At 61.3% G+C, this 22221-nt stretch carries 21 protein-coding genes; 8 read left to right on the top strand and 13 right to left on the bottom strand.

All coding sequences use genetic code 11. The annotated features are described in order from the left end of the window. A complete protein-coding gene (locus tag HX818_RS01125) occupies positions 1–861 on the bottom strand; it encodes a MurR/RpiR family transcriptional regulator (protein ID WP_003212283.1) in 861 nt (286 codons plus the stop codon). Positions 862–876: 15 nt separating this feature from the next. Continuing rightward, the gene (locus HX818_RS01120; protein ID WP_017478510.1) at positions 877–2280 is read right to left on the bottom strand and encodes a gluconate:H+ symporter; all 1404 of its coding nucleotides are present in this window, start codon (positions 2278–2280) and stop codon (positions 877–879) included. 193 nt (positions 2281–2473) lie between these two features. On the opposite strand from HX818_RS01120, the gene HX818_RS01115 reads away from it, so the two are divergent. Then, on the top strand, positions 2474–2866 hold the full coding sequence (locus HX818_RS01115) for a lysozyme inhibitor LprI family protein (protein ID WP_177019318.1): 393 nt from the start codon (positions 2474–2476) through the stop codon (positions 2864–2866). A gap of 129 nt (positions 2867–2995) precedes the next feature. On the opposite strand, the gene HX818_RS01110 is transcribed toward HX818_RS01115, so the two are convergent. The 5 genes from HX818_RS01110 to HX818_RS01090 all read right to left on the bottom strand — a co-directional run bounded on the left by HX818_RS01110 (position 2996) and on the right by HX818_RS01090 (position 8058). Beyond that, a complete protein-coding gene (locus tag HX818_RS01110; RefSeq protein ID WP_008436699.1) occupies positions 2996–4441 on the bottom strand; it encodes a SulP family inorganic anion transporter in 1446 nt (481 codons plus the stop codon). Between the two features lie 208 nt (positions 4442–4649). After that, on the bottom strand, positions 4650–5543 hold the full coding sequence (locus HX818_RS01105) for an NAD-dependent epimerase/dehydratase family protein (RefSeq protein WP_177019317.1): 894 nt from the start codon (positions 5541–5543) through the stop codon (positions 4650–4652). 104 nt (positions 5544–5647) lie between these two features. Next, positions 5648–6544, bottom strand: a complete 897-nt coding sequence (locus HX818_RS01100; RefSeq protein ID WP_003212293.1) for a LysR family transcriptional regulator — start codon at positions 6542–6544, stop codon at positions 5648–5650. Positions 6545–6585: 41 nt separating this feature from the next. Next, positions 6586–7176, bottom strand: coding sequence for an NAD(P)H-dependent oxidoreductase (locus HX818_RS01095; protein WP_008436691.1), 591 nt, complete (start codon positions 7174–7176; stop codon positions 6586–6588). Between the two features lie 117 nt (positions 7177–7293). Next, on the bottom strand, positions 7294–8058 hold the full coding sequence (locus HX818_RS01090; RefSeq protein ID WP_177019316.1) for a sulfite exporter TauE/SafE family protein: 765 nt from the start codon (positions 8056–8058) through the stop codon (positions 7294–7296). A 190-nt stretch (positions 8059–8248) separates the two neighbouring features. On the opposite strand from HX818_RS01090, the gene HX818_RS01085 reads away from it, so the two are divergent. Further along, positions 8249–9163 carry a LysR substrate-binding domain-containing protein gene (locus tag HX818_RS01085; protein ID WP_177019315.1) on the top strand — a complete coding sequence of 305 codons (915 nt, stop codon included), beginning with the start codon at positions 8249–8251 and terminating at the stop codon, positions 9161–9163. Positions 9164–9178: 15 nt separating this feature from the next. Here HX818_RS01085 and HX818_RS01080 read toward each other — a convergent pair whose 3' ends face one another. Beyond that, positions 9179–10609 carry an amino acid permease gene (locus tag HX818_RS01080; protein WP_134325690.1) on the bottom strand — a complete coding sequence of 477 codons (1431 nt, stop codon included), beginning with the start codon at positions 10607–10609 and terminating at the stop codon, positions 9179–9181. Between the two features lie 166 nt (positions 10610–10775). Continuing rightward, the gene (kynU, locus tag HX818_RS01075) at positions 10776–12026 is read right to left on the bottom strand and encodes a kynureninase (RefSeq protein ID WP_134325689.1); all 1251 of its coding nucleotides are present in this window, start codon (positions 12024–12026) and stop codon (positions 10776–10778) included. A 142-nt stretch (positions 12027–12168) separates the two neighbouring features. Between kynU and HX818_RS01070 the strand changes: the two genes are divergently transcribed. Continuing rightward, entirely contained in the window at positions 12169–12642 is a 474-nt protein-coding gene (locus HX818_RS01070; protein ID WP_003212305.1) for an Lrp/AsnC family transcriptional regulator, read from the top strand. A gap of 124 nt (positions 12643–12766) precedes the next feature. Here the strand turns inward: HX818_RS01070 and catA are convergent, their stop codons facing one another. From catA to HX818_RS01055, 3 genes are read right to left on the bottom strand one after another with little or no spacing between them, the layout of a single operon-like run. After that, complete coding sequence (gene catA / locus HX818_RS01065) at positions 12767–13696, bottom strand: catechol 1,2-dioxygenase (protein ID WP_177019314.1); 930 nt, start codon at positions 13694–13696, stop codon at positions 12767–12769. Positions 13697–13738: 42 nt separating this feature from the next. Next, a complete protein-coding gene (gene catC / locus HX818_RS01060; protein WP_008436679.1) occupies positions 13739–14029 on the bottom strand; it encodes a muconolactone Delta-isomerase in 291 nt (96 codons plus the stop codon). Between the two features lie 16 nt (positions 14030–14045). Further along, a complete protein-coding gene (locus HX818_RS01055) occupies positions 14046–15170 on the bottom strand; it encodes a muconate cycloisomerase family protein (protein WP_003212312.1) in 1125 nt (374 codons plus the stop codon). Positions 15171–15284: 114 nt separating this feature from the next. On the opposite strand from HX818_RS01055, the gene HX818_RS01050 reads away from it, so the two are divergent. After that, positions 15285–16160, top strand: coding sequence for a LysR family transcriptional regulator (locus tag HX818_RS01050; RefSeq protein WP_003212314.1), 876 nt, complete (start codon positions 15285–15287; stop codon positions 16158–16160). Positions 16161–16299: 139 nt separating this feature from the next. Here HX818_RS01050 and HX818_RS01045 read toward each other — a convergent pair whose 3' ends face one another. Further along, positions 16300–17298 (bottom strand): helix-turn-helix domain-containing protein, encoded by a 999-nt coding sequence (locus HX818_RS01045; RefSeq protein WP_008436676.1) that lies wholly within the window; start codon positions 17296–17298, stop codon positions 16300–16302. Positions 17299–17610: 312 nt separating this feature from the next. Here HX818_RS01045 and antA point away from each other — a divergent pair, with 312 nt between their 5' ends. The 4 genes from antA to HX818_RS01025 all read left to right on the top strand — a co-directional run bounded on the left by antA (position 17611) and on the right by HX818_RS01025 (position 22143). Then, positions 17611–19002, top strand: coding sequence for an anthranilate 1,2-dioxygenase large subunit (gene antA / locus HX818_RS01040; RefSeq protein WP_177019313.1), 1392 nt, complete (start codon positions 17611–17613; stop codon positions 19000–19002). Further along, positions 19002–19493: an anthranilate 1,2-dioxygenase small subunit gene (gene antB / locus HX818_RS01035; RefSeq protein WP_003212320.1), complete on the top strand. Its 492-nt coding sequence runs from the start codon at positions 19002–19004 to the stop codon at positions 19491–19493. Before antA ends, antB begins: the two co-directional genes overlap by 1 nt. A gap of 170 nt (positions 19494–19663) precedes the next feature. Beyond that, positions 19664–20671, top strand: a complete 1008-nt coding sequence (antC, locus tag HX818_RS01030) for an anthranilate 1,2-dioxygenase electron transfer component AntC (RefSeq protein WP_177019312.1) — start codon at positions 19664–19666, stop codon at positions 20669–20671. Between the two features lie 71 nt (positions 20672–20742). Beyond that, positions 20743–22143, top strand: coding sequence for an amino acid permease (locus tag HX818_RS01025; RefSeq protein ID WP_003212324.1), 1401 nt, complete (start codon positions 20743–20745; stop codon positions 22141–22143). Positions 22144–22221 lie beyond the last annotated feature (78 nt).

Here is a 22221-nt window from a genome sequence, read left to right as displayed (position 1 = left end):
TCAATCTCCAAGCGGCAGGCTGTCAGGGCCGCCGCGATAATCGTCCAGGGCCAGCTTGATCCGTCGCAGGCGTTCCTGATTGTCATCCGGCATGGCCAAGGCCAGCTCGGTGGCGAGCACATCGATGGCCAACAGCATTCCGTAGCGCGCCGCCGTTGGCTTGTAGATAAAACTGGTTTCGGCCGGTTGCAGCGGCAGCAGCACGTCGGCCAACTGCGCCAGCGGAGAATCCGGCAGGGTGATGGCGATGATTTTTGCGCCGTAGTTGCGTGCCAGCGCCACCACGCCCAATACCTCCGGGGTGATGCCGGTCAGCGAGCAGACGATCAGCGCATGCTCCGGGCCCAGGGTGGCGGCGGTCACGCGCATCATCACCGGGTCGTGGCAGGCGTTGATCGCGTAGCCCAGGCGCACCAGGCGCACTTGCAACTCGTCGCTGCACAGGCTCGACGGCCCGCCCATGCCGAACGCGTGGATCATCCGTGCATTGCCCAGCAGGCTCACGGCGTCGACAAAGCTGCGCTGGTTGAAACCGGACAGGTGCCGGCGCAACGTCGCCTCGATATCGCTGAGAATCTGCCGGTGAAACGCCGACTGCTCCGGCAGGCCCGCCGGGTCGAGGAAACGGCTGCCGACACCGCTGGCCTGGGCCAGTTGCAGGCGCAGGTCACGCAGGTCGCGGCAGCCGACGCTGCGGGCAAAACGCGACAAGGTGGCGGTGCTGACCTCGGCCCGTTGGGACAATTCTTCCAGGCTGGCGGACGCTGCAAAGCCGACATCATCGAGCATCAGCTTGGCGATACGCCCTTCGCCGGCGCTGAAGGAATCCTGGCGGGCGCGGATCTGGTAGAGGATGTCCATCGGTTCGGCTCCGGGTTACAAGATGCAGGACAAACCATAAGTCAGACCGAAGGCGACCACCGAAATCAGGGTCTCCAGCACGGTCCAGGTCTTGAAGGTCTGGATCACCGTCATATTGAAGTATTCCTTGATCAGCCAGAAGCCGCCGTCGTTCACGTGGGAAAAGATTACCGAACCCGCGCCGGTGGCCAGCACCAGCAATTCCGGGTGTGGATAACCCAGGCCCATCGCAACCGGTGCGACCACGCCTGAGGCCGTGGTCATGGCCACGGTGGCCGAGCCGGTGGCGATGCGCATCAGCGCGGCGAACAGCCAGCCCATCACCAAAGGCGACAGGTTGAAAGCGTGGGCCAGGCCAAGGATTTCATTGGTGACCCCGGCGTCCACCAGAATCCGGTTCAAACCACCGCCCGCACCCACCAGCAAGGTGATGCTGGCCGTTGGTGCCAGGCACTCGTTGGTGAACTTGAGGATCGATTCGCGGTTGAAACCCTGGGCCAGGCCCAGCGTCCAGAAGCTCACCAGGGTCGCCACCAGCAGCGCAATCACCGAGTTACCGATAAACAACAGGAACTGGTTAAAGGCGGTGCCCGGCGTGGAAATCAGGTTGGCCCAGCCGCCGATCATCATCAGCACCACCGGTAACAGGATGGTGCCCATGGTCAGGGCGAAACTCGGCAGGCGGGTGCGCGGCTCGCGGTCGATGAACTGGCGCTCCAGCGGGTTTTCCGCGGGCAGGTGAATGTGCGGCACGATAAATTTGGCGTACAGCGGGCCGGCAATGATCGCGGTGGGTATGCCGATCAAAATTGCATACAGCACCGTCTGCCCGACCGAGGCGTTATAGGCCAGCACCGCCATCATCGCCGCCGGATGCGGCGGCACCAGCGCATGCACCACCGACAAGCCGGCCACCATCGGCAGGCCGACCATCAGGATCGACACGCCCACTCGCCGCGCCACGGTAAAGGCGATCGGCACCAGCAACACAAAACCGACCTCGAAAAACAGCGGCAGCCCCACCAGGAACGCAATGCACACCATTGCCCAGTGCGCATTCCGCTCGCCGAACCGATTGATCAACGTGCGCGCCACCTGCTCGGCGCCGCCGGACTCGGCCATCATCTTGCCAAGCATCGTGCCCAGCGCGACCACCAGCGCAATATGCCCCAACGTCTTGCCGACGCCAGCCTCGTAGGAACCCATGATCGTATCCGCCGGCATTCCGGCCAATAGCGCCAGGCCGATAGACACCAGGGTGATGACGATAAACGGGTTGAGCCGGTAACGCGCGATCAATACGATCAATGCAATGATGGCGATGGCGGCGTAGATCAACAGCCAATACCCCGGTGATGCGGCCATGCGGTACTCCTCGGAAAGGGTCACGTCGAATAGGTTGTGAAAGTCATAAATCATTACCGGGGTGTATTTTCAATTTTTATGAAAGTAATTTTCGCCCACAGACAAGCGCTGTCGCGCAGGGATATGCCCGGGGTCAGTGGATGAAAATTCGGGAGGCGTTCTTACATGAAGATTGCCGGGGCTGGAAACTCAACTGCGCAGGCCGAGTCTTAGACTGCACACCGACTCATGACCAGGAAAACCCAGAATGAATCGTAACCCCCTGCTTGTTCCTTTCGCCGCCGGCGCACTGTTGCTGGCCTTGTGCGGCACGGCCTCGGCCGATGAGAACCCGGCACTGAAAAAATGCATGGACAGCGCCAACACCACCGCCGACATGGTCGATTGCAACGCCAAGGAAACCAAGGTGCAGGACGCGCGCCTGAATACCGCCTACAAAACCGCGATGACCGCGATGGAAGGCAACCGCAAGCAGCAGCTGCAGGACGTACAACGCCAGTGGCTCAAGTTTCGCGATGCCAATTGCGGCTTCATCGGCTCGGCCACCGGCGGCACTATTGATCAGGTCAACGGCTCCGGCTGCGTGCTGGACATGACCCAGACCCGCGCCCAGGAACTGGAAAACCTGGTCGGGCCATGATCGTTCCCACGCTCTGCGTGGGAATACATCCTGTGACGCTCCGCGTCACGATTTTAAGAGCGGACGCGGAGCGTCCAAAGCGGCGTTCCCACGCAGAGCGTGGGAACGATCATCGCACTTCAACAACGGTCAGTCGTGCTGCACCCGGGCCCGCTTGAGCAGTTTGCGGCAGCGCTCGGACAGGTGCAGCACCCGCAAATGCTTGCCGGCCTTGGCGTAGCGCTCCCGCAAGGTCATCAACGCGGCAATCGCCGAATAGTCGACGAAGCTCAAGTGACGGCAATCCAGCGTCACCTGGGCCGGGTCGTTGGCCGGATCGAAGCGATTCAAAAACGGCGTGGTCGAGGCAAAAAACAGCGTGCCGTGCACCCGATAGAGTTTGCTGCCGTCCGCTTCCATATGTTCATCCGCGTACAACTCGCGCGCCTGCTGCCAGGCGAAGTTCAGCGCCGCAATCACAATCCCGCACAGCACTGCCGTCGCCAGGTCGGTGAACACGGTAATCACCGTCACCGCCATGATCACCAGCACATCGTTCAGCGGCACCTTGTTGATCACCCGCAACGAAGCCCAGGCAAACGTCTGCTGAGACACCACGAACATCACCCCCACCAGCGCCGCCAGCGGAATGCGCTCGATCAGCGGTGACAGAAACAGAATGAACAACAGGATCATCACCCCGGCAAACACACCGGAGAAGCGCCCGCGCCCGCCGGAGCTGAGGTTGATCACGGTTTGCCCGATCATCGCGCAGCCGCCCATGCCGCCAAACAAGCCCGAGACCATGTTGGCTGCGCCCAGGGCCACGCTTTCACGGTCCGGGTAGCCGCGGGTTTCGGTGATTTCGTCGGTGAGGTTGAGGGTCAGCAGGGTTTCCAGCAGGCCGACCATGGCCATCAGGATCGCGTAAGGCGCGATGATGTGCAGGGTTTCGAGGGTCCAGGGAATCTGCGGCAACGCGAAGGTCGGCAGGCCGCCGGCGATGTGGGCCATGTCGCCCAGGGTGCGGGTCGGCAGGCCGAGCAGGTACACCGCCAGGCCCACGCCGAGGATCGCCACCAGGGCTGGCGGTACGGCGCGGGTCAGGCGCGGCAGCAGGTAGACGATGGCCATGGTGGCCGCGACCAGCCCGGTCATTACATACAGCGGCGTGCCGCTGAGCCAGGTGTCACCGCTCTTGAAATGCTCCAGCTGCGCCAGGGCAATGATAATCGCCAGGCCGTTGACGAACCCGAGCATCACCGGGTGCGGCACCATGCGCACCAGCTTGCCCAGGCGCAACAGGCCGAAGGCGACCATGATCAACCCGCCCAGTAATACCGTGGCCAACAGATACTGCACGCCGTGCTGCACCACCAGCGCGACGATCACCACCGCCATCGAGCCGGCGGCCCCGGAGACCATGCCAGGCCGGCCGCCGAACAGCGCGGTGAGGGTGCAGATGATGAATGCGCCGTAGAGGCCCATCAGCGGGTTGAGATGAGCCACCAGGGCAAAGGCGATGCATTCGGGCAGCAAGGCAAAAGACGTGGTGAGTCCGGCCAGGGCGTCGGCGCGCAGACGGGTGAGGTTCATTGAAGTACCGGGGAGTTGCGAGGGATAAGGCGGGGGATGGTACGGAATTGGGCGGGGTGGGGCTAGTGTTGGGTAAGACCGTTGGACCGAGTCGCCCCTTTCGCGAGCAAGCCCGCTCCCACATTTGACCGCATTCCAAAGTTGGAACTCGGTCAAATGTGGGAGCGGGCTTGCTCGCGAAAGGGCTAGCCTCGGTCTCAAGCGAACATCAAACCATCTCGTTGCGAATCCACTCAACTACAGAAGTCCGCTTCGGCGCCCATCCCAGCAATTCCCGCGCATGCTTGCCGCGAACCCGGCTGTTGGAGCCCAGGCCATAGTTGGCCATTTCATAACCCCACTCGGCCTCGGCATCCGCCAATGGCCAATCCTGTGGTTTACCCAGCTTCAGCGCTTCGGCAATCGCGGTGGTCATGTCGACAAACGCCGCTTCGCCACTCTCCACAAAGTAGAAAGTGCCCGGCACATTCTTTTCCAGCGCCAGCAGGTACAACGCAACCACGTCTTCAATGTGCACGTTGGACCAGATGTTCTGCCCGGTGCCCACATGCCGCACTACACCGCTTTTGCGTGCCTGCTTGAGCAAGCGTGGCAACTGCACGCTGTCGCGCTTGACGCCCAGGCTGTGACCGTAGATCAGGGTGTTGCAGATCACTGCCGAGTTCACGCCATCTTTGGCTGCAGCCAGGATCAGGTTGTCGATGGCCACGCGAGCAGCCTTGTCGACAGTCGGCGCCGGCAGGTTGTCTTCAAAGTAGATGACATCGCTGGATTTACCGCCCGACGCATCGCCAACGATGCTCGAACCGCTGGTGTGCAGGAAGGTTTTGTTGGAGCCGCACAACGCGGCCAGCAAGGTTTCCACCGCGCCGCGATGGTCACTGCTGGCGGCGTTGATCACGGCGTCTGCTTTCTTCGCCTGCTCGGTCAACAGCGCGCTGTCATCCAGCGTACCGATTACCGGCGTGATGCCCAGTGCCGTCATTTCCGCAGCCTGTTCGGTGCTGCGCACCAGGCCGGTGACGTTATGGCCGGCCTTGACCAGGCCAGTGGCGATGGAACCGCCGATAAAACCGGCAGCGCCGGTAATGAATACGTTCATGGAGGTGTCTCCCTGCGTGAGTAATTGATGGACTCAGTATTGCGGACCTATCCATTCCGAATAAGTCCGTATTGCCCAATTCAATCTTGCGCAGAGGTCACGAATCAGCTGGCGTAGCTGGCCAGCTTGCCCTGGATAAAGTCCAGGAAGCACTGGATGCGCAAGGCCAATTGCGAGTTGCGGTAGTACACCGCATTGATCGGTTGACGATAGCCGCTGTTGAACTCGGCCAGCACCGGTATCAGGCGCCCGGTCTTGATGTCCTGGGCGGTCATGAAGTCCGATAGACAGGTGATGCCCTGCCCTTCCAGCGCCAGCTGGCGCAAGGTTTCACCGCTGGAAGCGGCGACACCGGGCTGGATTTGCCAGCGATCGCCGTGCACATGGCGCAACGGCCAGTGGTTGAGGGTTTCGGTCTGGGTGAAGCCGAGCAACGTGTGTTCGGCCAGTTCGGCAACGGTAGTGGGCGTGCCGTGCTGTTCCAGGTACGCCGGGCTGGCGAGGATATGCAGCGGGCTGCACCCCAGTGAGCGGGCGTGCAACGTCGAGTCGGCCAGGGCGCCGATGCGAATCGCGATGTCGGTGCTCTGTTCCAGCAGGTCGATGATCAGGTCGTTGCTGTTCAGTTCCAGCTGGATATCCGGGTACAGGCCACGAAACTCGGCGATGTACGGCACGATCGCATGCAGCATGAACGGCGACGCCGCGTTGATCCGCAGGCGCCCCGACGGGGTTTGCTGGCGCGACGACAGGCGTTCTTCCAGGTCGTCCATCTGCTCGAGGATCACCTTGGCCCGCTCGAAGAAATACTTGCCCTCTTCGGTCAGGTCCATGCGCCGGGTGGTGCGGTTGATCAGGGTGGTGTCGAGCTTGGCTTCCAGGCGCGACAAGGTGCGGCTGACCGCCGACGGCGTCTGCCCGACCTGTTCGGCTGCGGCGGAAATCGACCCGCATTCAATCACGCATACGAAGATCTGTAGCTCATCGGATCGGGCTTTCAACGTGAATCCTCTTTATAGCGGCTGCACGGATACTAGCCGCATTACAGACTCAGGTTAAACACCTGTGCCAGATGCTGTTCATAACGCGCCACGTCGGCTTCGATGGCCGGGCGTTTCATCACGTCCACGCAGAGGAAGGTCGGCAGGCCGGTCATGCCGAGGAACTCGTTGGCCTTGTGGAACGGGAAATACACCGCGTCCACGCCCTTGGCTTCGAAGAAGTCGGTGGGGTCGTCGAACGCTTGCTGAGGAGCGTTCCAGGTCAGGGACAGCATGTATTGCTTGCCCTGGATCAGGCCGCCGCTGCCGTATTTCTGCGACGAGTCGGAGCGGGTGCGGCCGTCGCTGGCGTACAGGCTGCCATGGCCTTCGGTGAAGACTTCATCGATGTACTTCTTGACGATCCACGGAGCGCCCATCCACCAGCCGGGCATCTGGTAGATGATCACGTCGGCCCAGAGGAATTTGGCGACTTCTTCGGCCACGTCGTAGCCGGCGTCGATGTGGGTTTCCTTGACGTCGATGCCGCCACGGTCCAGTACCGCCAGGGCGGCTTCATGCAGGGTGCTGTTGTAGCGACCGTCGGAATGGGCGAATTTCTTACCGCCGTTGAGCAGGAGTACTTTTTTCATAGGGGGTGCCTAAAGATTAAAAATGTCTGAAGGCAGGGTAACGAGGTCTGTCCTTTGGAATAAGCGTCCCGGCGGCAAAATACATTTGACCAAGGCGCACGAATCAACGTCATATTGTTAACCACTGATCAGCAGATGACCTCCCAGCGCGGCCATGCCGATAAAGAACACCCGCTTGAACAGCACGGCACTGATGCGCTGGCGCAGGGCCTGGCCCAGCCACATCCCGAGCAGCGCGGGAACCAGCGCCAGCAACGAGGCGTTCAATTCGCCGCCGCCCAGGCTGCCACGCCAGAACAGCCCGGCTGCCAGCGCCAGGGTCGACACGGTGAACGACAGCCCCAACGCCTGCACCAGCTGATCGCGGTTCAAGCCCAACGCTTGCAGATACGGCACCGCCGGTATCACGAACACCCCAGTGGCCGAGGTGATGACCCCGGTCAGCACGCCGCACAGCGGGCCCAGCCAGCGCTCGGTGTCCGGGCTGACCTTGAACGTCGGCAGCAACAGCCCGCTCAAGGCATACACCAGCAGCGCGCCGCCCAACGCCCGCACCACCCAATGCCCGCCATCCATGCCCAGCCACACCGAGCCCAGCCCGGTGCCGAGGAAAATCAGCAGGAGCATCGGCCACAGGCGTTTGATCAACGCGCTCAGGTGACCGCCGAAGGCCAGTTGCCAGAGGTTGGTGACGGTGGACGGGATGATCAGCAACGCCGCAGCCTGCGCCGGCAACATAGCCAGGCCGAGCATGCCCATGGCGACGGTGGGCAGGCCCAGGCCGATGACGCCCTTGACCGTACCTGCCAGCAGGAAGGTGCAGACCACCAGCAATGTCAGGGCCGGGCCGAGGTTTTGGTAGAACGCGAGTAAGGTATTCATGGGTCGATTTTGCAGGTTTGGGTGATATCTGAAAATTCGCCATATACTGAGGCAGCCTCTTGTTTTGCATGAGGCAGATGGCCTCTTCGCGAGCAAGCCCGCTCCCACATTTTGAAAGGGTTCACAGATCTAAATGTGGGAGCGGGCTTGCTCGCGAAGAGGCCCGTACAGACACTGAGATCCCCAGCACATGCACTTTGACCTGATCGACCTGCGCCTGTACCTGCACATCCTCGACACCGGCAATATCACCGCCGGCGCCAGCCGCAGCCATTTGTCCCTGGCGGCGGCGAGTGCACGGATCCGGGCGATGGAAGCCTCGCTGGGCATCGAGTTTCTTGAACGTGGCCGCCGTGGCGTCGCCCCGACTGCTGCGGGTAAAGCCCTCGCCCGTCACGCCCGCCTGCTGTTGCAGCAAGCCGATCACCTGCAGCAAGACCTCGCGGAATACGCCAACGGCGTCAAGGGCCAGGTGCGCCTGCTGTGCAACACCACCGCCCTGAGCGAATACCTGCCGGAGCTGTTGGCGGACTTTCTGCACGAGCACCCCAACCTCGACATCGACCTGCAGGAACTGCCAAGCCTGCGCATCACCCACGCCTTGCGCCAGGGCGCGGCAGACCTGGGGATTATTTCCGACGCAGTAGACACCCACGGCCTGCAAACCCTGCCCTTTCGCGACGACCCGCTGGTGCTGATCATGCCGCTGGATCACCCGCTGGCCGGGCGCACCGTGAGTTTTATCGACAGCTTGCAGCACGACTACGTGGGCCTGGCCGCCGACAGCGCGCTGGCGGTGTACCTGGAGGAACAGGCATTGCACGCAGGCTTTCGCTTGCAGACACGCATCCGCGCAGATGGGTTTGACGGGCTGATTCGCATGGTTGCCCGGGGCGCCGGGCTGGGGATCGTGCCCCTGGCGGCGCTGGAACGCTGGCCGTTGGAGCGGCGCTTCAAGGCCCAACCCCTGAGCGAGGATTGGGCCTGTCGCAAACTGCTGTTATGCGCCCGCGAGTTCGAGCAATTGCCAGGTTATGCCGCCCAACTGCTAAACGCCCTCTCCCCCTGTAGGAGCGAGCTTGCTCGCGAAGCACGTCAACGATAACGCGGGCTTTCTGATTTAACCCGGCGCCCTCGGGTTTTTCGCGAGCAAGCTCGCTCCTACAAGGTTTTGGCGACCCTTGCGGAAGAACACGTAGTACACCGCCGACAGAATCAGCAGGAACGGCACCCCGAACACCAGCGTCATCTTGAACGCATCGGTGAAAAACGTGGTGATCATCACCGCGCCCATCAGCACCAGGCCCAGCAGCGTGCTGTAGGGAAACAGCGCCAGCTGGAACGACAGCTTCGCCCCGCCGTGACGCTTGCGGTAGCGGCGGAAAAACAGGTGCGTGAGGAAGATCATGAACCAGGTGAAGATCGCGCCAAACATCGAGATCGCCATCATCAGGGTGAACGAGCTTTCCGGGTACACCACGTTCAGCAGGGTCGCCAGGGCAATGCCCGAGCTGGACAGCAACAAGGCGTTCAACGGGATCCCGCTCTTGCTCAAGGCGCCCATGGACTTGGGCGCAAAACCGGCGCGGGACAGGCTGAACATCATGCGGGTGGTGATGTAGAGCTGGCTGTTCATCGCCGACAGCGCAGCGATCAGGATCACGAAGTTCATCACCCCGGTGGCGCCGGGAATGCCGATGGTCTGCATCACCGTGACGAACGGGCTCTGGGCGTGGCCAGCCTGGTTCCACGGCACGATGGCCAACATCAGCGCCAGGGTCAGCAGGTAGAACACCACCAGCCGCACGATGGTCGCGCGGAAGGCTTTTTTCACCGCCTGCTCCGGGTCGGCCGCTTCACCGGCGGCCACCGCGATCATTTCCACGCTCAGGTAACTGAAGATCGAGACGATCACCGCGATCCACATGCCGCTCAACCCGTTCGGGAAAAAGCCGCCGTGGGCCGCGTAGTTCTGCACGCCGTAATCCGGATTGCCGGAGCCGAACACCACGTACACCGCGAGGATGATGAAGCCAACGATGGCGCTGATCTTGATCGTGGAGAACCAGTACTCGAAGTTGCCGAAGGTCTTGACGCTGATGGCGTTGAGTACGATCAGCACGCTGGAAAACGAGACGATCCACACCCATTCCGGCACGTTGGCAAACCAGTACTTCATGTACATCGCCACCGCCGTGACCTCGGCGCCCACCGCCAGCACAATCGCCGCCCAGTACGCATAGCGCACCAGGAAACCGGCCAGCGGGCTGACGTAAAATTCGGCATACGCGCCGAAGGAGCCCGAGGTGGAATGCGCCACGGTCATCTCCGCCAGGCAGCCCATCAACAGCAAAGTGATCAGCGCGCCGATGGCATAGCTGACCAGCACGCTGGGCCCGGCATAGCCGATGGCGTAGGCGCTGCCCATGAACAGCCCGGTGCCGATGGCGCCACCGATGGCGATCATGCTCATCTGGCCGGAAGTGAGCTGGCGCCTGAGGCCCAGTTCGCGATTGGTGATTTCGGCAAAGCCTTGGTCTGGCGTGGTCACGTGGCGTGCCCCTTTATTATTGTGATTGCACTGCTTTTCTGGATGAAACACTGTCCCCTGTGGGAGCGGGCTTGCTCGCGAATGCGGTGTGCCAGTCAATACATCAGAGACTGATAGACCGCATTCGCGAGCAAGCCCGCTCCCACATTTTTTGCTCTGCGTTTACTCAGGTGACGCTGTGACGAACCTTGAACTGCGGCTGGTCCCAGGTTTTTTGATCGAGAATCTCACCCAGGATTTCCACCGCATCCCACACTTCAGCAAAGCTGGTGTACAGCGGGGTAAACCCGAACCGCATGATCCGCGGCTCACGATAATCACCAATCACGCCGCGAGCGATCAAGGCCTGGATAACCGCATAGCCTTCCGGGTGTTCGAAGCTGACGTGGCTGCCCCGTCGGGCATGCTCACGCGGGGTGATCAGGGTCAGGTCGTGGGCGGCGCAACGGCTTTCCACCAACTCGATGAACAGGTCGGTCAACGCCAGGGATTTAGAGCGCAAGCTGGCCATATCGGTCTGGGCAAAAATATCCAGGCCACACTCCACCATCGCCAGCGAGGTAATCGGCTGGGTGCCGCACAGGTAGCGGGCGATGCCCTGGCTCGGGGCATAACGCGATTCCATGGCGAACTGTCGGGTATGCCCGAACCAGCCCGACAGCGGCTGCGTAACCACATCCACCAGCGCCGGGTTGACCCACACAAACGCCTGGGAGCCGGGCCCGCCGTTGAGGTATTTGTAAGTGCAACCAATCGCATAATCGGCACCGGCCTGATGCAGGTCGATCGGCACCGCGCCCGCCGAATGCGCCAGGTCCCAGATCGCCAGCGCGCCACATTCATGGCTCAAGGCAGTCTGGGCCTGCATGTCGTACATGTAGCCGGTCTTGTAGTTGACGTGGGTGAGCATCACCACGGCCGTGTCCTGGTCGATGGCTTTCGGCAGTTCGTCCGGGCTGTTGACCAGGCGCAGGGAGTAGCCCTGTTGCAGCAGTTCGGTGAGGCCTTCGGCGATGTACAGGTCGGTGGGGAAATTGCTCGCTTCGCTGACGATCACCTTGCGGCTTGGCGCGCGTTCGCGTTGCACGGTCAGCGCGGCGCTGAGCACTTTGAACAGGTTGATGGAGGTGGTATCGGTGATCACCACTTCACCGTCGCGGGCACCGATCAGCGGTGCCAGGCGATTGCCCAGGCGCTGGGACAGGTCGGCCCAGCCGGCACTGTTCCAGCTGCGAATCAGCCCATTGCCCCACTCCTCGGCGATCACCGCTTGTGCCCGTTCCAGTGCCGCTACCGGGCGCGCACCGAGGGAGTTGCCGTCGAGGTAGATGACCCCGGCCGGCAAGGCGAATTGGTTGCGCAATGGCGCCAGCGGATCCTGGGCGTCGAGGGTCAGGCAATGGGTGCGGGTGGTCATGGTCAGTCCTGTTGTTGTAGTAACAATGAGCCAAATAATGAACGAAGTTTTAGAGAATTTTCGTGCAAAGTGGTGGGCAACAGGCTAATTAAGCTGTAGGAAATTCGAATTTAACCCCCAAACACGCGGATTTATTCTAACCATGATTCTCGACGCCACCGACCTGCGCCTTCTGCATTTCCTGCAACAGGATGGCCGTATCAGTAACCAGGAACTGGCGGAGAAAGTCGCCCTGTCGCCGTCGGCCTGCCTGCGGCGTTTGCGCCTGCTGGAAAGCGAGGGAATCATCAGTGGTTATCGGGCGGTGTTGAACGCCGAGCAACTGGGAATCGAGCTGGAGGCCATCGTCCACCTGTCGTTACGCCAGGATGTGGAGGATTGGCACGAGACGTTTATCAAGAAGGTGCAAGGGTGGCCGGAGGTGGCCAGTGCGTACGTGATTACCGGGGCGAGCAATTATGTGCTGCGGGTGCAGGCGCGCAACCTCAAGCACTTTTCGGATTTCATTGTGAACCACCTGAACCGCACGGCGGGGGTGATGGATATTCGGTCGGAGATCGTGCTGCAGAAGATCAAGGATCGGGATGATCTGCTCGATCTGGTTGTTCGCAAGTAGGCCAAACGATACAGAGCCAATGTGGGAGCGGGCTTGCTCGCGAATGCGGAGTGTCAGTCACCGGAAATATTGACTGATCCACCGCATTCGCGAGCAAGCCCGCTCCCACATTTTTTTACCGCGTTCAGTCTTCGAGGGCGCGAACTCGTTGCATACGTTTCTGTTCGACAGGCGCCGCCGCAGGCTGCAACTCAAAGTCAAAATCAATCTGCGCAAACTGCCCTTCCACACCAAATTCCTTCGCCAGGTTTGCGTCCTCGCTGAAGCGAATTTCGGCGATCAACTCATCCCGCGTCGCATAGGCAAAATCATCATGCAGGTACGGGTCATCCGACAGGTTGATCTGCGTGGTCAGGTGCCGATGGCCCGGCGCCGAGATGAAGAAGTGGATATGCGCCGGCCGCTGGCCATGGCGCCCCAACTGGTCCAGCAACTGCTGGGTCGGGCCGGTCGGCGGGCAGCCATACCCCGACGGCACGATGCTGCGAAAACGGTAGTTGCCCTGGGCATCGGTCTCGATTCGCCGACGCAGGTTGAACTCCGACTGTGTGCTGTCAAACCACGAATACGTACCACCGGTATTGGCCTGCCATACATCGACAATCGCCCCCGCCAACGGCTTGCCATTGGTGTCGCGCACCTGGCCCTGCATGAACAGCGGCACGCCCGGGTCCTGCCCGTCGTCCAGCCGCGCCTCGAACTTGGACAGCGGCGCACCGGCCACATACAGCGGGCCTTCGATGGTGCGCGGGGTGCCGCCGGATTTGCCGGCTTCCTCGTCCGCCGCGTCCATCAGCATGTCCAGGTAATGCTCCAGGCCCAACCCTGCCGCGAGCAAGCCGGCTTCCTGGGTCTTGCCCAGTTCGTTGAGGTAGTTGACCGCCTTCCAGAACTCTTCCGGAGTCACTTCCAGGTCTTCGATGATGTTCACCGTGTCCCGCAGGATCCGGTAGATCAGCGCCTTGGCCCGTGGGTTGCCGCCGTCGTTAAGGTTGCCGCTGGCTTCTTCGAGAAACTGTTGGGCGTGAGCAGTCTGGGAAAGTCGGATGGACATGGTGCAATCCTCATCTTGTAATTATTAGGTGAAAAAACAGACTCAGCGATCATCCTCACGGATCGACGATGGATGCCGGCACAGGGCATTCACTTCGATGGCCATGTAAGGATACAGCGGCAGTTGCATCAACAGGTCATGCAGTTCCTGCACGCTGTCGACATCGAACACGCTGTAGTTGGCGTACAGCCCGGCGATGCGCCACAGGTGGCGCCATTTGCCTTGCTCCTGCAGCCGCTGGGAGAAGGCTTTTTCTTCAGCCTTGAGGCTGGCAGCGCGCTCGGGGTTCATGTCGACGGGCAGGTTCACGGTCATTTTTACGTGGAACAACATCGCAGGTGTCCTCTTGTTAGTTATCGCGACGGAAGAACGCCAGGCGCTCTTCATCGATGGCCAGGCCCAGGCCCGGAGCGGTGGAGACATGCAGGTGGAAATCGCGGTACACCAGCGGCTCGGCGAGGATGTCTTCGGTGAGCAGCAGCGGGCCGAACAGCTCGGTGTCCCACGCCAGTTTGTTCAAGGTGAGGAACGCGTGGGCCGAAGCCAGGGTACCGATACCGCCTTCGAGCATGGTGCCGCCGTACAGGCCGATACCCGCCGCTTCGGCAATCGCAGCGGTGCGCAATACCGCACGCGGCCCGCCGTTTTTGGCGATCTTCAGGGCGAACACCGAGGCCGCGCCTTCGCGGGCCAGGTTGAAGGCATCTTCCACGCATTCGATGGATTCGTCGGCCATGATCGGCGCCGGGCTCGACAGGTTGAGCCGCACCATGCCGCCGCGGTTGTTGCGCGAGATCGGTTGTTCGATCAGGTCGATACCGTTGTCACCCAGCACCTTGCAGGCGCGCAGGGCCACGGCTTCGTCCCAGGCCTGGTTGACGTCGACCCGCACGCTGGCGCGGTCGCCCAGGGCTTTTTTGATCGCGATGACGTGGGCCAGGTCCTGGCTGACTTCACCGGCGCCGATCTTCAATTTGAAAATGCGGTGGCGGCGCAGGTCGAGCATCTTCTCGGCCTCGGCGATGTCTTTTTCGGTGTTACCGCTGGCCAGGGTCCAGGCCACCGGCAAGGCGTCCCGCACGCGGCCGCCGAGCAATTCGCTGACCGGCAGGTTCAGGCGTTTGCCGAGGGCGTCGAGCAAGGCGCTTTCGATACCCGACTTGGCAAAGGTGTTGCCCCGGATGCTGCGCTCCAGGCGCAACATGGCGGCATTGATGTTGCTCGCGTCCTGGCCGAGCAGCAGCGGCGCGAAGTGCCGGTCGATGTTGATCTTGATGCTGTCGGGGCTTTCATTGCCGTAGCTCAGGCCACCGATGGTGGTGGATTCACCAATGCCTTCGATTCCGTCGGCGCAGCGCACGCGGATGATCACCAGGGTCTGGTTCTGCATCGTGTGCATCGCCAGTTTGTGCGGGCGGATGGTAGGGAGATCGACGATGATGGTCTCGATCGACTCGATGGCGCAAATCGGCATGGCAATACCCGTTGGGTTCTTTATAGATTTGGCCTGATTCTGTTCCGGATCTCTGCTGGCTTCCAATATAGAATGAGTCTCGAACAATACCCTTAAGGTATGAATGGAGTCCTTATGGAACTGCGCCATCTGCGTTACTTCCAGGTGCTGGGGGAAACCCTCAACTTCACCCGCGCCGCCGAACGCCTGCACATTGCCCAGCCGCCGCTGAGCCGGCAGATCCAGCAATTGGAGGACGAACTGGGTGTGGTCCTGCTGGAGCGTGGGCGCCCGTTGCGCCTGACCGAAGCCGGGCGGTTTTTCTATGAGCACGCCAATGTGCTGCTGGAGCAACTGGGCAAGGTGTGTGACAACACCCGGCGCATCGGCCTTGGGCAGAAAACCTGGCTGGGCATCGGTTTTGCGCCGTCGACGCTGTACGGCGTGCTGCCGGAGTTGATTCGCCGGCTGCGCAGCCACGATGGCCTGGAGCTGGAGTTGGGCCTGTCGGAGATGACCACGCTGCAACAGGTTGAAGCTCTCAAGGCCGGGCGGATTGACGTGGGCTTCGGGCGGATTCGCATCGACGACCCGGCCATTGTGCAGCGGGTGTTGGTGGAGGACCGGTTGGTGGCGGTGTTGCCCGCCGGGCATCCCCTGCTGGGCGCCCCGGCCACCCTGGCGCAATTGGCCGCTGAACCCTTCGTGCTGTATCCCGGCAACCCGCGGCCGAGCTACGCCGACCATGTGATCGCGCTGTTCGACGCCCATGGCTTGAGCCTGAAGGTTTCGCAGTGGACCAACGAATTGCAGACCGCCATTGGTCTGGTCGGCGCAGGCATGGGCGTGACCCTGGTACCCGCCTCGGTGCAGGTGCTGCACCGCGCAGACATTGGCTATACGCCGGTGGTGGAGGCCACCGCCACGTCGCCGATCATTCTCAGCCGGCGGATCAATGACCAGTCGCCGGGGCTCAGTCATTGCCTGCAACTGGTGGAAGAGTTGATTTAAAAGAACACCACACATCCAATGTGGGAGCGGGCTTGCTCGCGAATGCGCAGTGTCAGTCACCGAATGAGTTGGCTGATGCACCGCATTCGCGAGCAAGCCCGCTCCCACAGTTGATCTCCGTTGTTTTTGAGTAAAGTGTTCACCCCCGCATGCGCCGGGCGTCGTTGCGTTGCAGGGTCTGGCTGGGGGATTCGTCGAACAGCTTGCGGTATTCGGCCGAGAATCGCCCCAGGTGAGTAAAGCCCCAGCCCAGGGCGATTTCGGAGATGGTGCGCGTGGAGCCATGTTCGAGGATTTGCTGGCGCACGGCACCCAGGCGGTATTTCTTCAGATAGGCCATGGGCGACAGGGCGAAGTATTTGCGGAAGGCATCGAACAGCTTGAAGCGCGACACGCCCGCCGCCGCCTCCAGATCCTCCAGGTGCACCGCTTCCCGGGCGTTGTCGTGGATGTACTGTCGGGCACGAATCAAATAGTGCGGCAGCTTCACCCCCAGCACGTCCCGCAGCTCTTCGGAATAGTTGTTCGGCTGGGCCAGGATCAGGCCCTTGATCAGCGAGCTTTCCAGGTCCCGGGTAAACGCCACCTGGTCATACAGCTCGCTGCTGCGCTCCAGTTCGGCGATGAAATACCGCGCCATGCGCCACCACGACGCGGAAGCGCCGTCCACCGCGTCCATCGCCGACTCGAAGCGCAGCGGCGCTTCAATCGGCCGCTGCAGCAGGCCTTCCAGGGATTCGCTCATCGCCGCGCGGGTGATCACCACCTGCAACTTGCGGCAGTCGCCGGAGATCTCCAGCACCTGATGTTCGTTGGGCGAGATGATCACGCCCTGGTCACGGTTGGAGCTGAGCCGCACGCCGTTCTTGCTCAGTTCCTGCTCGCCCACCAGCGGCAGGGTCAGGCTGTAGCTGCTGAAGTGCTCGGCGTCTTCGATGTCGATGGTGACATCGGTGCCGTATTCGATAATCCCCAGCGTCGTGGCGCGGGACTTGAACACATTGGCGCTGTGGTGAAAGCGGATGCGCTCCGGCGTCGCGGTTTGCAGGCGGTGCGGCCCGCAAATGCCGGACATCCAGCTGCAGGCGCCTTCAAGGTCGAAGCGCTCGATACGTATATCGCGTGTATTGCTACTCATCACGGGGCACCCACGGCAATTGTGGCCGGCGCGCTCTGACGGCGCGTCCTGGTAGATCGACAGCAAGTTTTGCGCCACGCCAGCGGGATCGCCACTGGGTGGATAGCAACCGTCGACTAAGTGGATAACAAGCAGACTTTTCCGACAATCGCCTTGCAAGACAGTAGCGCATTCCGCCACCGCCCTGCACCGCCGTGGGTATTTCGTGCCCAACTAAGTGGCCCACCTTCCCCCATTAACCGGATAGCCCGGTGCCCCGCCGCAGCCTCTTAATGGCCTACCCGTCTAGCCATTATCAAAAAGGTGCCTCCCATGAGTGGTGCAAGAAGCGTCGAGCAGTGGAAAAGCTTTATCGAAGGCTGCCTGGACTTCCGTCCGGTGGATGAGGTGTTCCGCATCGCCCGGGACATGTTCACCGAGCCGGAGTTGTTCGAGCTGGAGATGGAACTGATCTTCGAAAAAAACTGGATCTATGCCTGTCATGAGAGCGAACTGGCCAACAAGCACGACTTCGTGACGATGCGCGCCGGGCGCCAGCCGATGATCATCACCCGCGACGGCGAAGGCCAGCTCAACGCGCTGATCAACGCCTGCCAGCACCGGGGCACCACCCTGACCCGAGTCGGCAAGGGCAACCAGTCCACCTTCACCTGCCCGTTCCATGCCTGGTGCTACAAGACCGATGGCCGGCTGGTGAAGGTCAAGGCGCCGGGGGAATACCCGGAAGGCTTCGACAAGGCCACTCGCGGCCTGAAAAAAGCGCGGATCGAGAGCTACAAGGGTTTCGTCTTCATCAGCCTCGACGTGAACGGCACCAACAGCCTGGAAGATTTCCTCGGCGACGCCAAAGTGTTCTTCGACATGATGGTCGCCCAATCGGCCACCGGTGAGCTGGAAGTGCTGCCGGGCAAATCCGCCTACACCTACGACGGCAACTGGAAACTGCAAAACGAAAACGGCCTGGACGGTTATCACGTCAGCACCGTGCACTACAACTACGTGGCCACGGTGCAGCATCGCCAGCAGGTCAATACGGAAAACGGCACCGGCTCGGGCACGACACTGGACTACAGCAAACTCGGCGCCGGCGACGCGAACACCGATGACGGCTGGTTCGCCTTCAACAATGGCCACAGCCTGTTGTTCAGCGACATGCCCAACCCCACCGTGCGTTCGGGCTACGCCACCATCATGCCGCGCCTGATCGAAGAACACGGCCAGCAAAAAGCCGAATGGATGATGCACCGCCTGCGCAACCTGAACATCTACCCGAGCCTGTTCTTCCTCGACCAGATCAGTTCGCAGCTGCGGATCATCCGGCCCATCGCGTGGAACAAGACCGAGATCATCAGCCAGTGCCTGGGGGTGAAGAACGAATCTGACGCCGACCGTGAAAACCGTATTCGCCAGTTCGAGGATTTCTTCAACGTCTCGGGCATGGGCACGCCGGATGACTTGGTGGAATTTCGCGAAGCCCAGCGCGGCTTCCAGGGCCGCCTGGAGCGCTGGAGCGATATTTCCCGTGGCAGCCACCGCTGGGAAACCGGGCCGACCCCCAATAGCGAATCCATCGGTATCCAGCCGGCGATGACCGGCACCGAATTCACCCACGAAGGGCTGTACGTCAACCAGCACCGCAACTGGCAGAAATTCCTGCTGGACGGGCTCGACCAGCAAGCCCTGAAACTGCGGGAGGTGGAATGATGAATGCGCAATTGCAGTACCGGATCGAGCAGTTTTTTTATCGTAAATCCGAGCTGTGCGATGCCCAGGACTGGGACGCCTACGTGCAGCTGTTCGACCCGCAGAGTGAATTCCACCTGCCGCAGTGGGATTCGGAACATGTCTACACCCGCGACCCGAAGCGCGAAATGTCGTTGATCTACTACGCCAACCGCTCGGGGCTGGAGGATCGGGTGTTTCGCCTGCGTACGGGCAAGGCTGCGTCGGCCACGCCGATGCCAAGGACGCTGCATTTGATCAACAACGTGCGGATTGCCGAGCAACCGGACGGGCTGCTGGAGGTGAAGTTGAACTGGCATACGTTGTTCTATCGGCTGGCGACGTCGGAGCAGTTCTACGGCAGCGCCACTTACAGCCTCAAGCCCGATGGCGACAGTTGGTTGATCACCCGCAAGCATGCGCTGCTGCTCAACGACACCATCAACTCGGTGCTGGATTTCTATCACCTGTGACCTGATGCATTACACCTGTGGCGAGGGAGCTTGCTCCCGCTGGACCGGGTTGGCGCTCCAGTGCGTAGCGCTCCCGGCTTTTTGGGGCTGCTGCGCAGCCCAGCGGGAGCAAGCTCCCTCGCCACAGGTAAATCGCAGGCATAGAAAATCAAACTCGCGGAGTTCTGCGAATGAATCACAAAGTGGCCTTCAGTTTTGCCGACGGCAAGACCCTGTTTTTCTCGGTGGGCGCCAATGAGATCCTGTTGGATGCGGCGTTGCGCAACGGCATCAAGATCCCGCTCGACTGCCGCGAAGGCGTTTGCGGCACTTGCCAGGGCCGCTGCGAGTCCGGCGATTTCACTCAGGACTACGTAGACGAGGAAGCCCTCTCCAGCCTCGACCTGCAACAACGCAAAATGCTCAGCTGCCAGACCCGGGTCCAATCCGACGCGGCGTTTTATTTCGATTTTGATTCCAGCCTGTGCAACGCGCCGGGGCCAGTACAAATCCGCAGTACGGTGAGCCAAGTGCAACAGGTCTCGGCCAGCACCGCGATCCTGCATCTGCAGCTTGAAGCACCATTGGATTTCCTGCCGGGCCAGTACGCCCGCCTGTCGATTCCCGGCACCGACAGTTGGCGCTCCTACTCTTTCGCCAACCGCCCGGGCAATCAGTTGCAGTTCCTGATCCGCCTGCTGCCCGATGGCGTGATGAGCAACTACATCCGCGAACGCTGCCAGGTCGGCGATGAACTGCTGCTGGAAGCGCCACTGGGCGCTTTCTACCTCAGGCACGTCACCCAACCGCTGGTGCTGGTTGCCGGCGGCACCGGCTTATCCGCGCTGCTGGGCATGCTCGATGACCTGGCCGCCAGCGGCTGCCAACAGCCGGTGCACCTGTATTACGGCGTGCGGGGTGCGGCCGATTTATGCGAGGCAACACGCATAAAAGCCTACGCCGATACGATCCCGGGGTTTCGCTACACCGAGGTACTCAGCGACCCACCTTCGGACTGGGCCGGCAAACGCGGCTACCTCACCGAGCATTTCGACCTGGCCGAATTGCGGGATCAATCGGCAGATATGTACGTCTGCGGCCCCCCTCCGATGGTCGAATCCATCAAACAATGGCTGCTGGATCAGGCACTTGATGGCGTTCAGCTGTATTACGAAAAGTTTACCGAGAGTAATATCTGACCCCTCAGCGGTTTGAGGGGCTGGTTCGGTGTGCGATCAACCCTGAAAAAAACAAGTAGAAGGGAATGTTAATGGCGGATGACATGGTTAACCCGGTGGGCCTCAAGCGTGGCCTGAAGAACCGGCATATTCAGCTGATTGCCTTGGGAGGGGCGATCGGGACCGGGCTGTTCCTCGGCTCGGCGGGCGTGCTCAAGTCGGCGGGGCCGTCGATGATCCTGGGCTATGCGGTAGCCGGGTTCATCGCGTTCCTGATCATGCGCCAGCTGGGCGAAATGATCGTCGAGGAACCGGTGGCCGGCTCCTTCAGCCACTTCGCCCACAAGTACTGGGGCGGTTACGCAGGCTTCCTCGCCGGCTGGAACTACTGGGTACTCTACGTGCTGGTGGGCATGGCCGAGCTGACAGCGGTGGGCAAGTACATCCAGTTCTGGTGGCCGGAAATTCCGACCTGGGTCAGTGCGGTGGTGTTCTTTGTGCTGGTCAACCTGATCAACACCCTCAACGTGAAGTTCTTCGGTGAGACCGAGTTCTGGTTCGCGATCATCAAGGTGGTGGCGATTGTCGGCATGATCGTGCTCGGCTGCTACCTGCTGTTCAGCGGCACCGGCGGCCCGCAGGCCTCGGTGAGCAACCTGTGGAGCCACGGCGGGTTCTTCCCGAATGGCGGCATGGGGCTGTTGATGTCCATGGCGTTCATCATGTTCTCGTTCGGCGGCCTGGAGCTGGTGGGTATTACCGCCGCCGAAGCCAGCGAACCCCGCAAGGTGATCCCGAAGGCGATCAACCAGGTGGTGTACCGAATCCTGATTTTCTACGTCGGCGCCCTTACCGTGCTGCTGTCGTTGTACCCATGGGACCAACTGCTGCAAACCCTCGGCGCGTCGGGCGATGCCTACAGCGGCAGTCCGTTCGTGCAGATCTTTTCCTTGATCGGTAACGACACCGCCGCCCACATCCTCAACTTCGTGGTCCTGACCGCGGCACTGTCGGTGTACAACAGCGGCGTGTACTGCAACAGCCGCATGCTGTTCGGCCTGGCCGAGCAAGGCGACGCGCCGAAAGCGCTGATGAAGTTGAACAAGCAAGGCGTGCCGCTGCGTGCCCTGGGCATCTCGGCCCTGGTGACGCTGCTGTGTGTGGTGATCAACTACGTCGCGCCGCATGACGCACTGGAGCTGTTGTTTGCGCTGGTGGTTGCCTCGTTGATGATCAACTGGGCGCTGATCAGCCTGACCCACATCAAGTTCCGCAAGGCCATGGGCGAGCAAGGCGTGGTGCCGTCGTTCAAGACCTTCTGGTTCCCGTTCAGCAACTACCTGTGCCTGGCGTTCATGCTGATGATCATCTGCGTGATGCTGGCGATTCCGGGTGTGCGGGCGTCGGTGTATGCGATTCCGGTTTGGGTCGGGATTATCTATGTGGCGTACCGGTTGCGGTTGAATAACGCGAAGGCAGTAACAGCGCAATAACCCATGTGGGAGCCCGCTCCCACATTTTGATCGTATTCCAAATGAAAAGCCCCGGTACTGATGAGTACCGGGGCTTTT

The sequence above is a fragment of the Pseudomonas sp. F9001 genome (genome assembly GCF_013385435.1).
Classification (GTDB): Bacteria; Pseudomonadota; Gammaproteobacteria; order Pseudomonadales; family Pseudomonadaceae; genus Aquipseudomonas.
This window is presented reverse-complemented; position numbering and strand designations above follow the sequence as displayed.

Excerpts from the sequence above, each read along its gene's own strand:
- HX818_RS01125 (WP_003212283.1), bottom strand. The coding sequence starts at position 861 with ATGGACATCCTCTACCAGATCCGCGCCCGCCAGGATTCCTTCAGCGCC.
- HX818_RS01120 (WP_017478510.1), bottom strand. The coding sequence starts at position 2,280 with ATGATTTATGACTTTCACAACCTATTCGACGTGACCCTTTCCGAGGAG.
- HX818_RS01115 (WP_177019318.1), top strand. The coding sequence starts at position 2,474 with ATGAATCGTAACCCCCTGCTTGTTCCTTTCGCCGCCGGCGCACTGTTG.
- HX818_RS01110 (WP_008436699.1), bottom strand. The coding sequence starts at position 4,441 with ATGAACCTCACCCGTCTGCGCGCCGACGCCCTGGCCGGACTCACCACG.
- HX818_RS01105 (WP_177019317.1), bottom strand. The coding sequence starts at position 5,543 with ATGAACGTATTCATTACCGGCGCTGCCGGTTTTATCGGCGGTTCCATC.
- HX818_RS01095 (WP_008436691.1), bottom strand. The coding sequence starts at position 7,176 with ATGAAAAAAGTACTCCTGCTCAACGGCGGTAAGAAATTCGCCCATTCC.
- HX818_RS01090 (WP_177019316.1), bottom strand. The coding sequence starts at position 8,058 with ATGAATACCTTACTCGCGTTCTACCAAAACCTCGGCCCGGCCCTGACA.
- HX818_RS01085 (WP_177019315.1), top strand. The coding sequence starts at position 8,249 with ATGCACTTTGACCTGATCGACCTGCGCCTGTACCTGCACATCCTCGAC.
- kynU (WP_134325689.1), bottom strand. The coding sequence starts at position 12,026 with ATGACCACCCGCACCCATTGCCTGACCCTCGACGCCCAGGATCCGCTG.
- HX818_RS01070 (WP_003212305.1), top strand. The coding sequence starts at position 12,169 with ATGATTCTCGACGCCACCGACCTGCGCCTTCTGCATTTCCTGCAACAG.
- catA (WP_177019314.1), bottom strand. The coding sequence starts at position 13,696 with ATGTCCATCCGACTTTCCCAGACTGCTCACGCCCAACAGTTTCTCGAA.
- catC (WP_008436679.1), bottom strand. The coding sequence starts at position 14,029 with ATGTTGTTCCACGTAAAAATGACCGTGAACCTGCCCGTCGACATGAAC.
- HX818_RS01055 (WP_003212312.1), bottom strand. The coding sequence starts at position 15,170 with ATGCCGATTTGCGCCATCGAGTCGATCGAGACCATCATCGTCGATCTC.
- HX818_RS01050 (WP_003212314.1), top strand. The coding sequence starts at position 15,285 with ATGGAACTGCGCCATCTGCGTTACTTCCAGGTGCTGGGGGAAACCCTC.
- HX818_RS01045 (WP_008436676.1), bottom strand. The coding sequence starts at position 17,298 with ATGAGTAGCAATACACGCGATATACGTATCGAGCGCTTCGACCTTGAA.
- antA (WP_177019313.1), top strand. The coding sequence starts at position 17,611 with ATGAGTGGTGCAAGAAGCGTCGAGCAGTGGAAAAGCTTTATCGAAGGC.
- antB (WP_003212320.1), top strand. The coding sequence starts at position 19,002 with ATGAATGCGCAATTGCAGTACCGGATCGAGCAGTTTTTTTATCGTAAA.
- antC (WP_177019312.1), top strand. The coding sequence starts at position 19,664 with ATGAATCACAAAGTGGCCTTCAGTTTTGCCGACGGCAAGACCCTGTTT.
- HX818_RS01025 (WP_003212324.1), top strand. The coding sequence starts at position 20,743 with ATGGCGGATGACATGGTTAACCCGGTGGGCCTCAAGCGTGGCCTGAAG.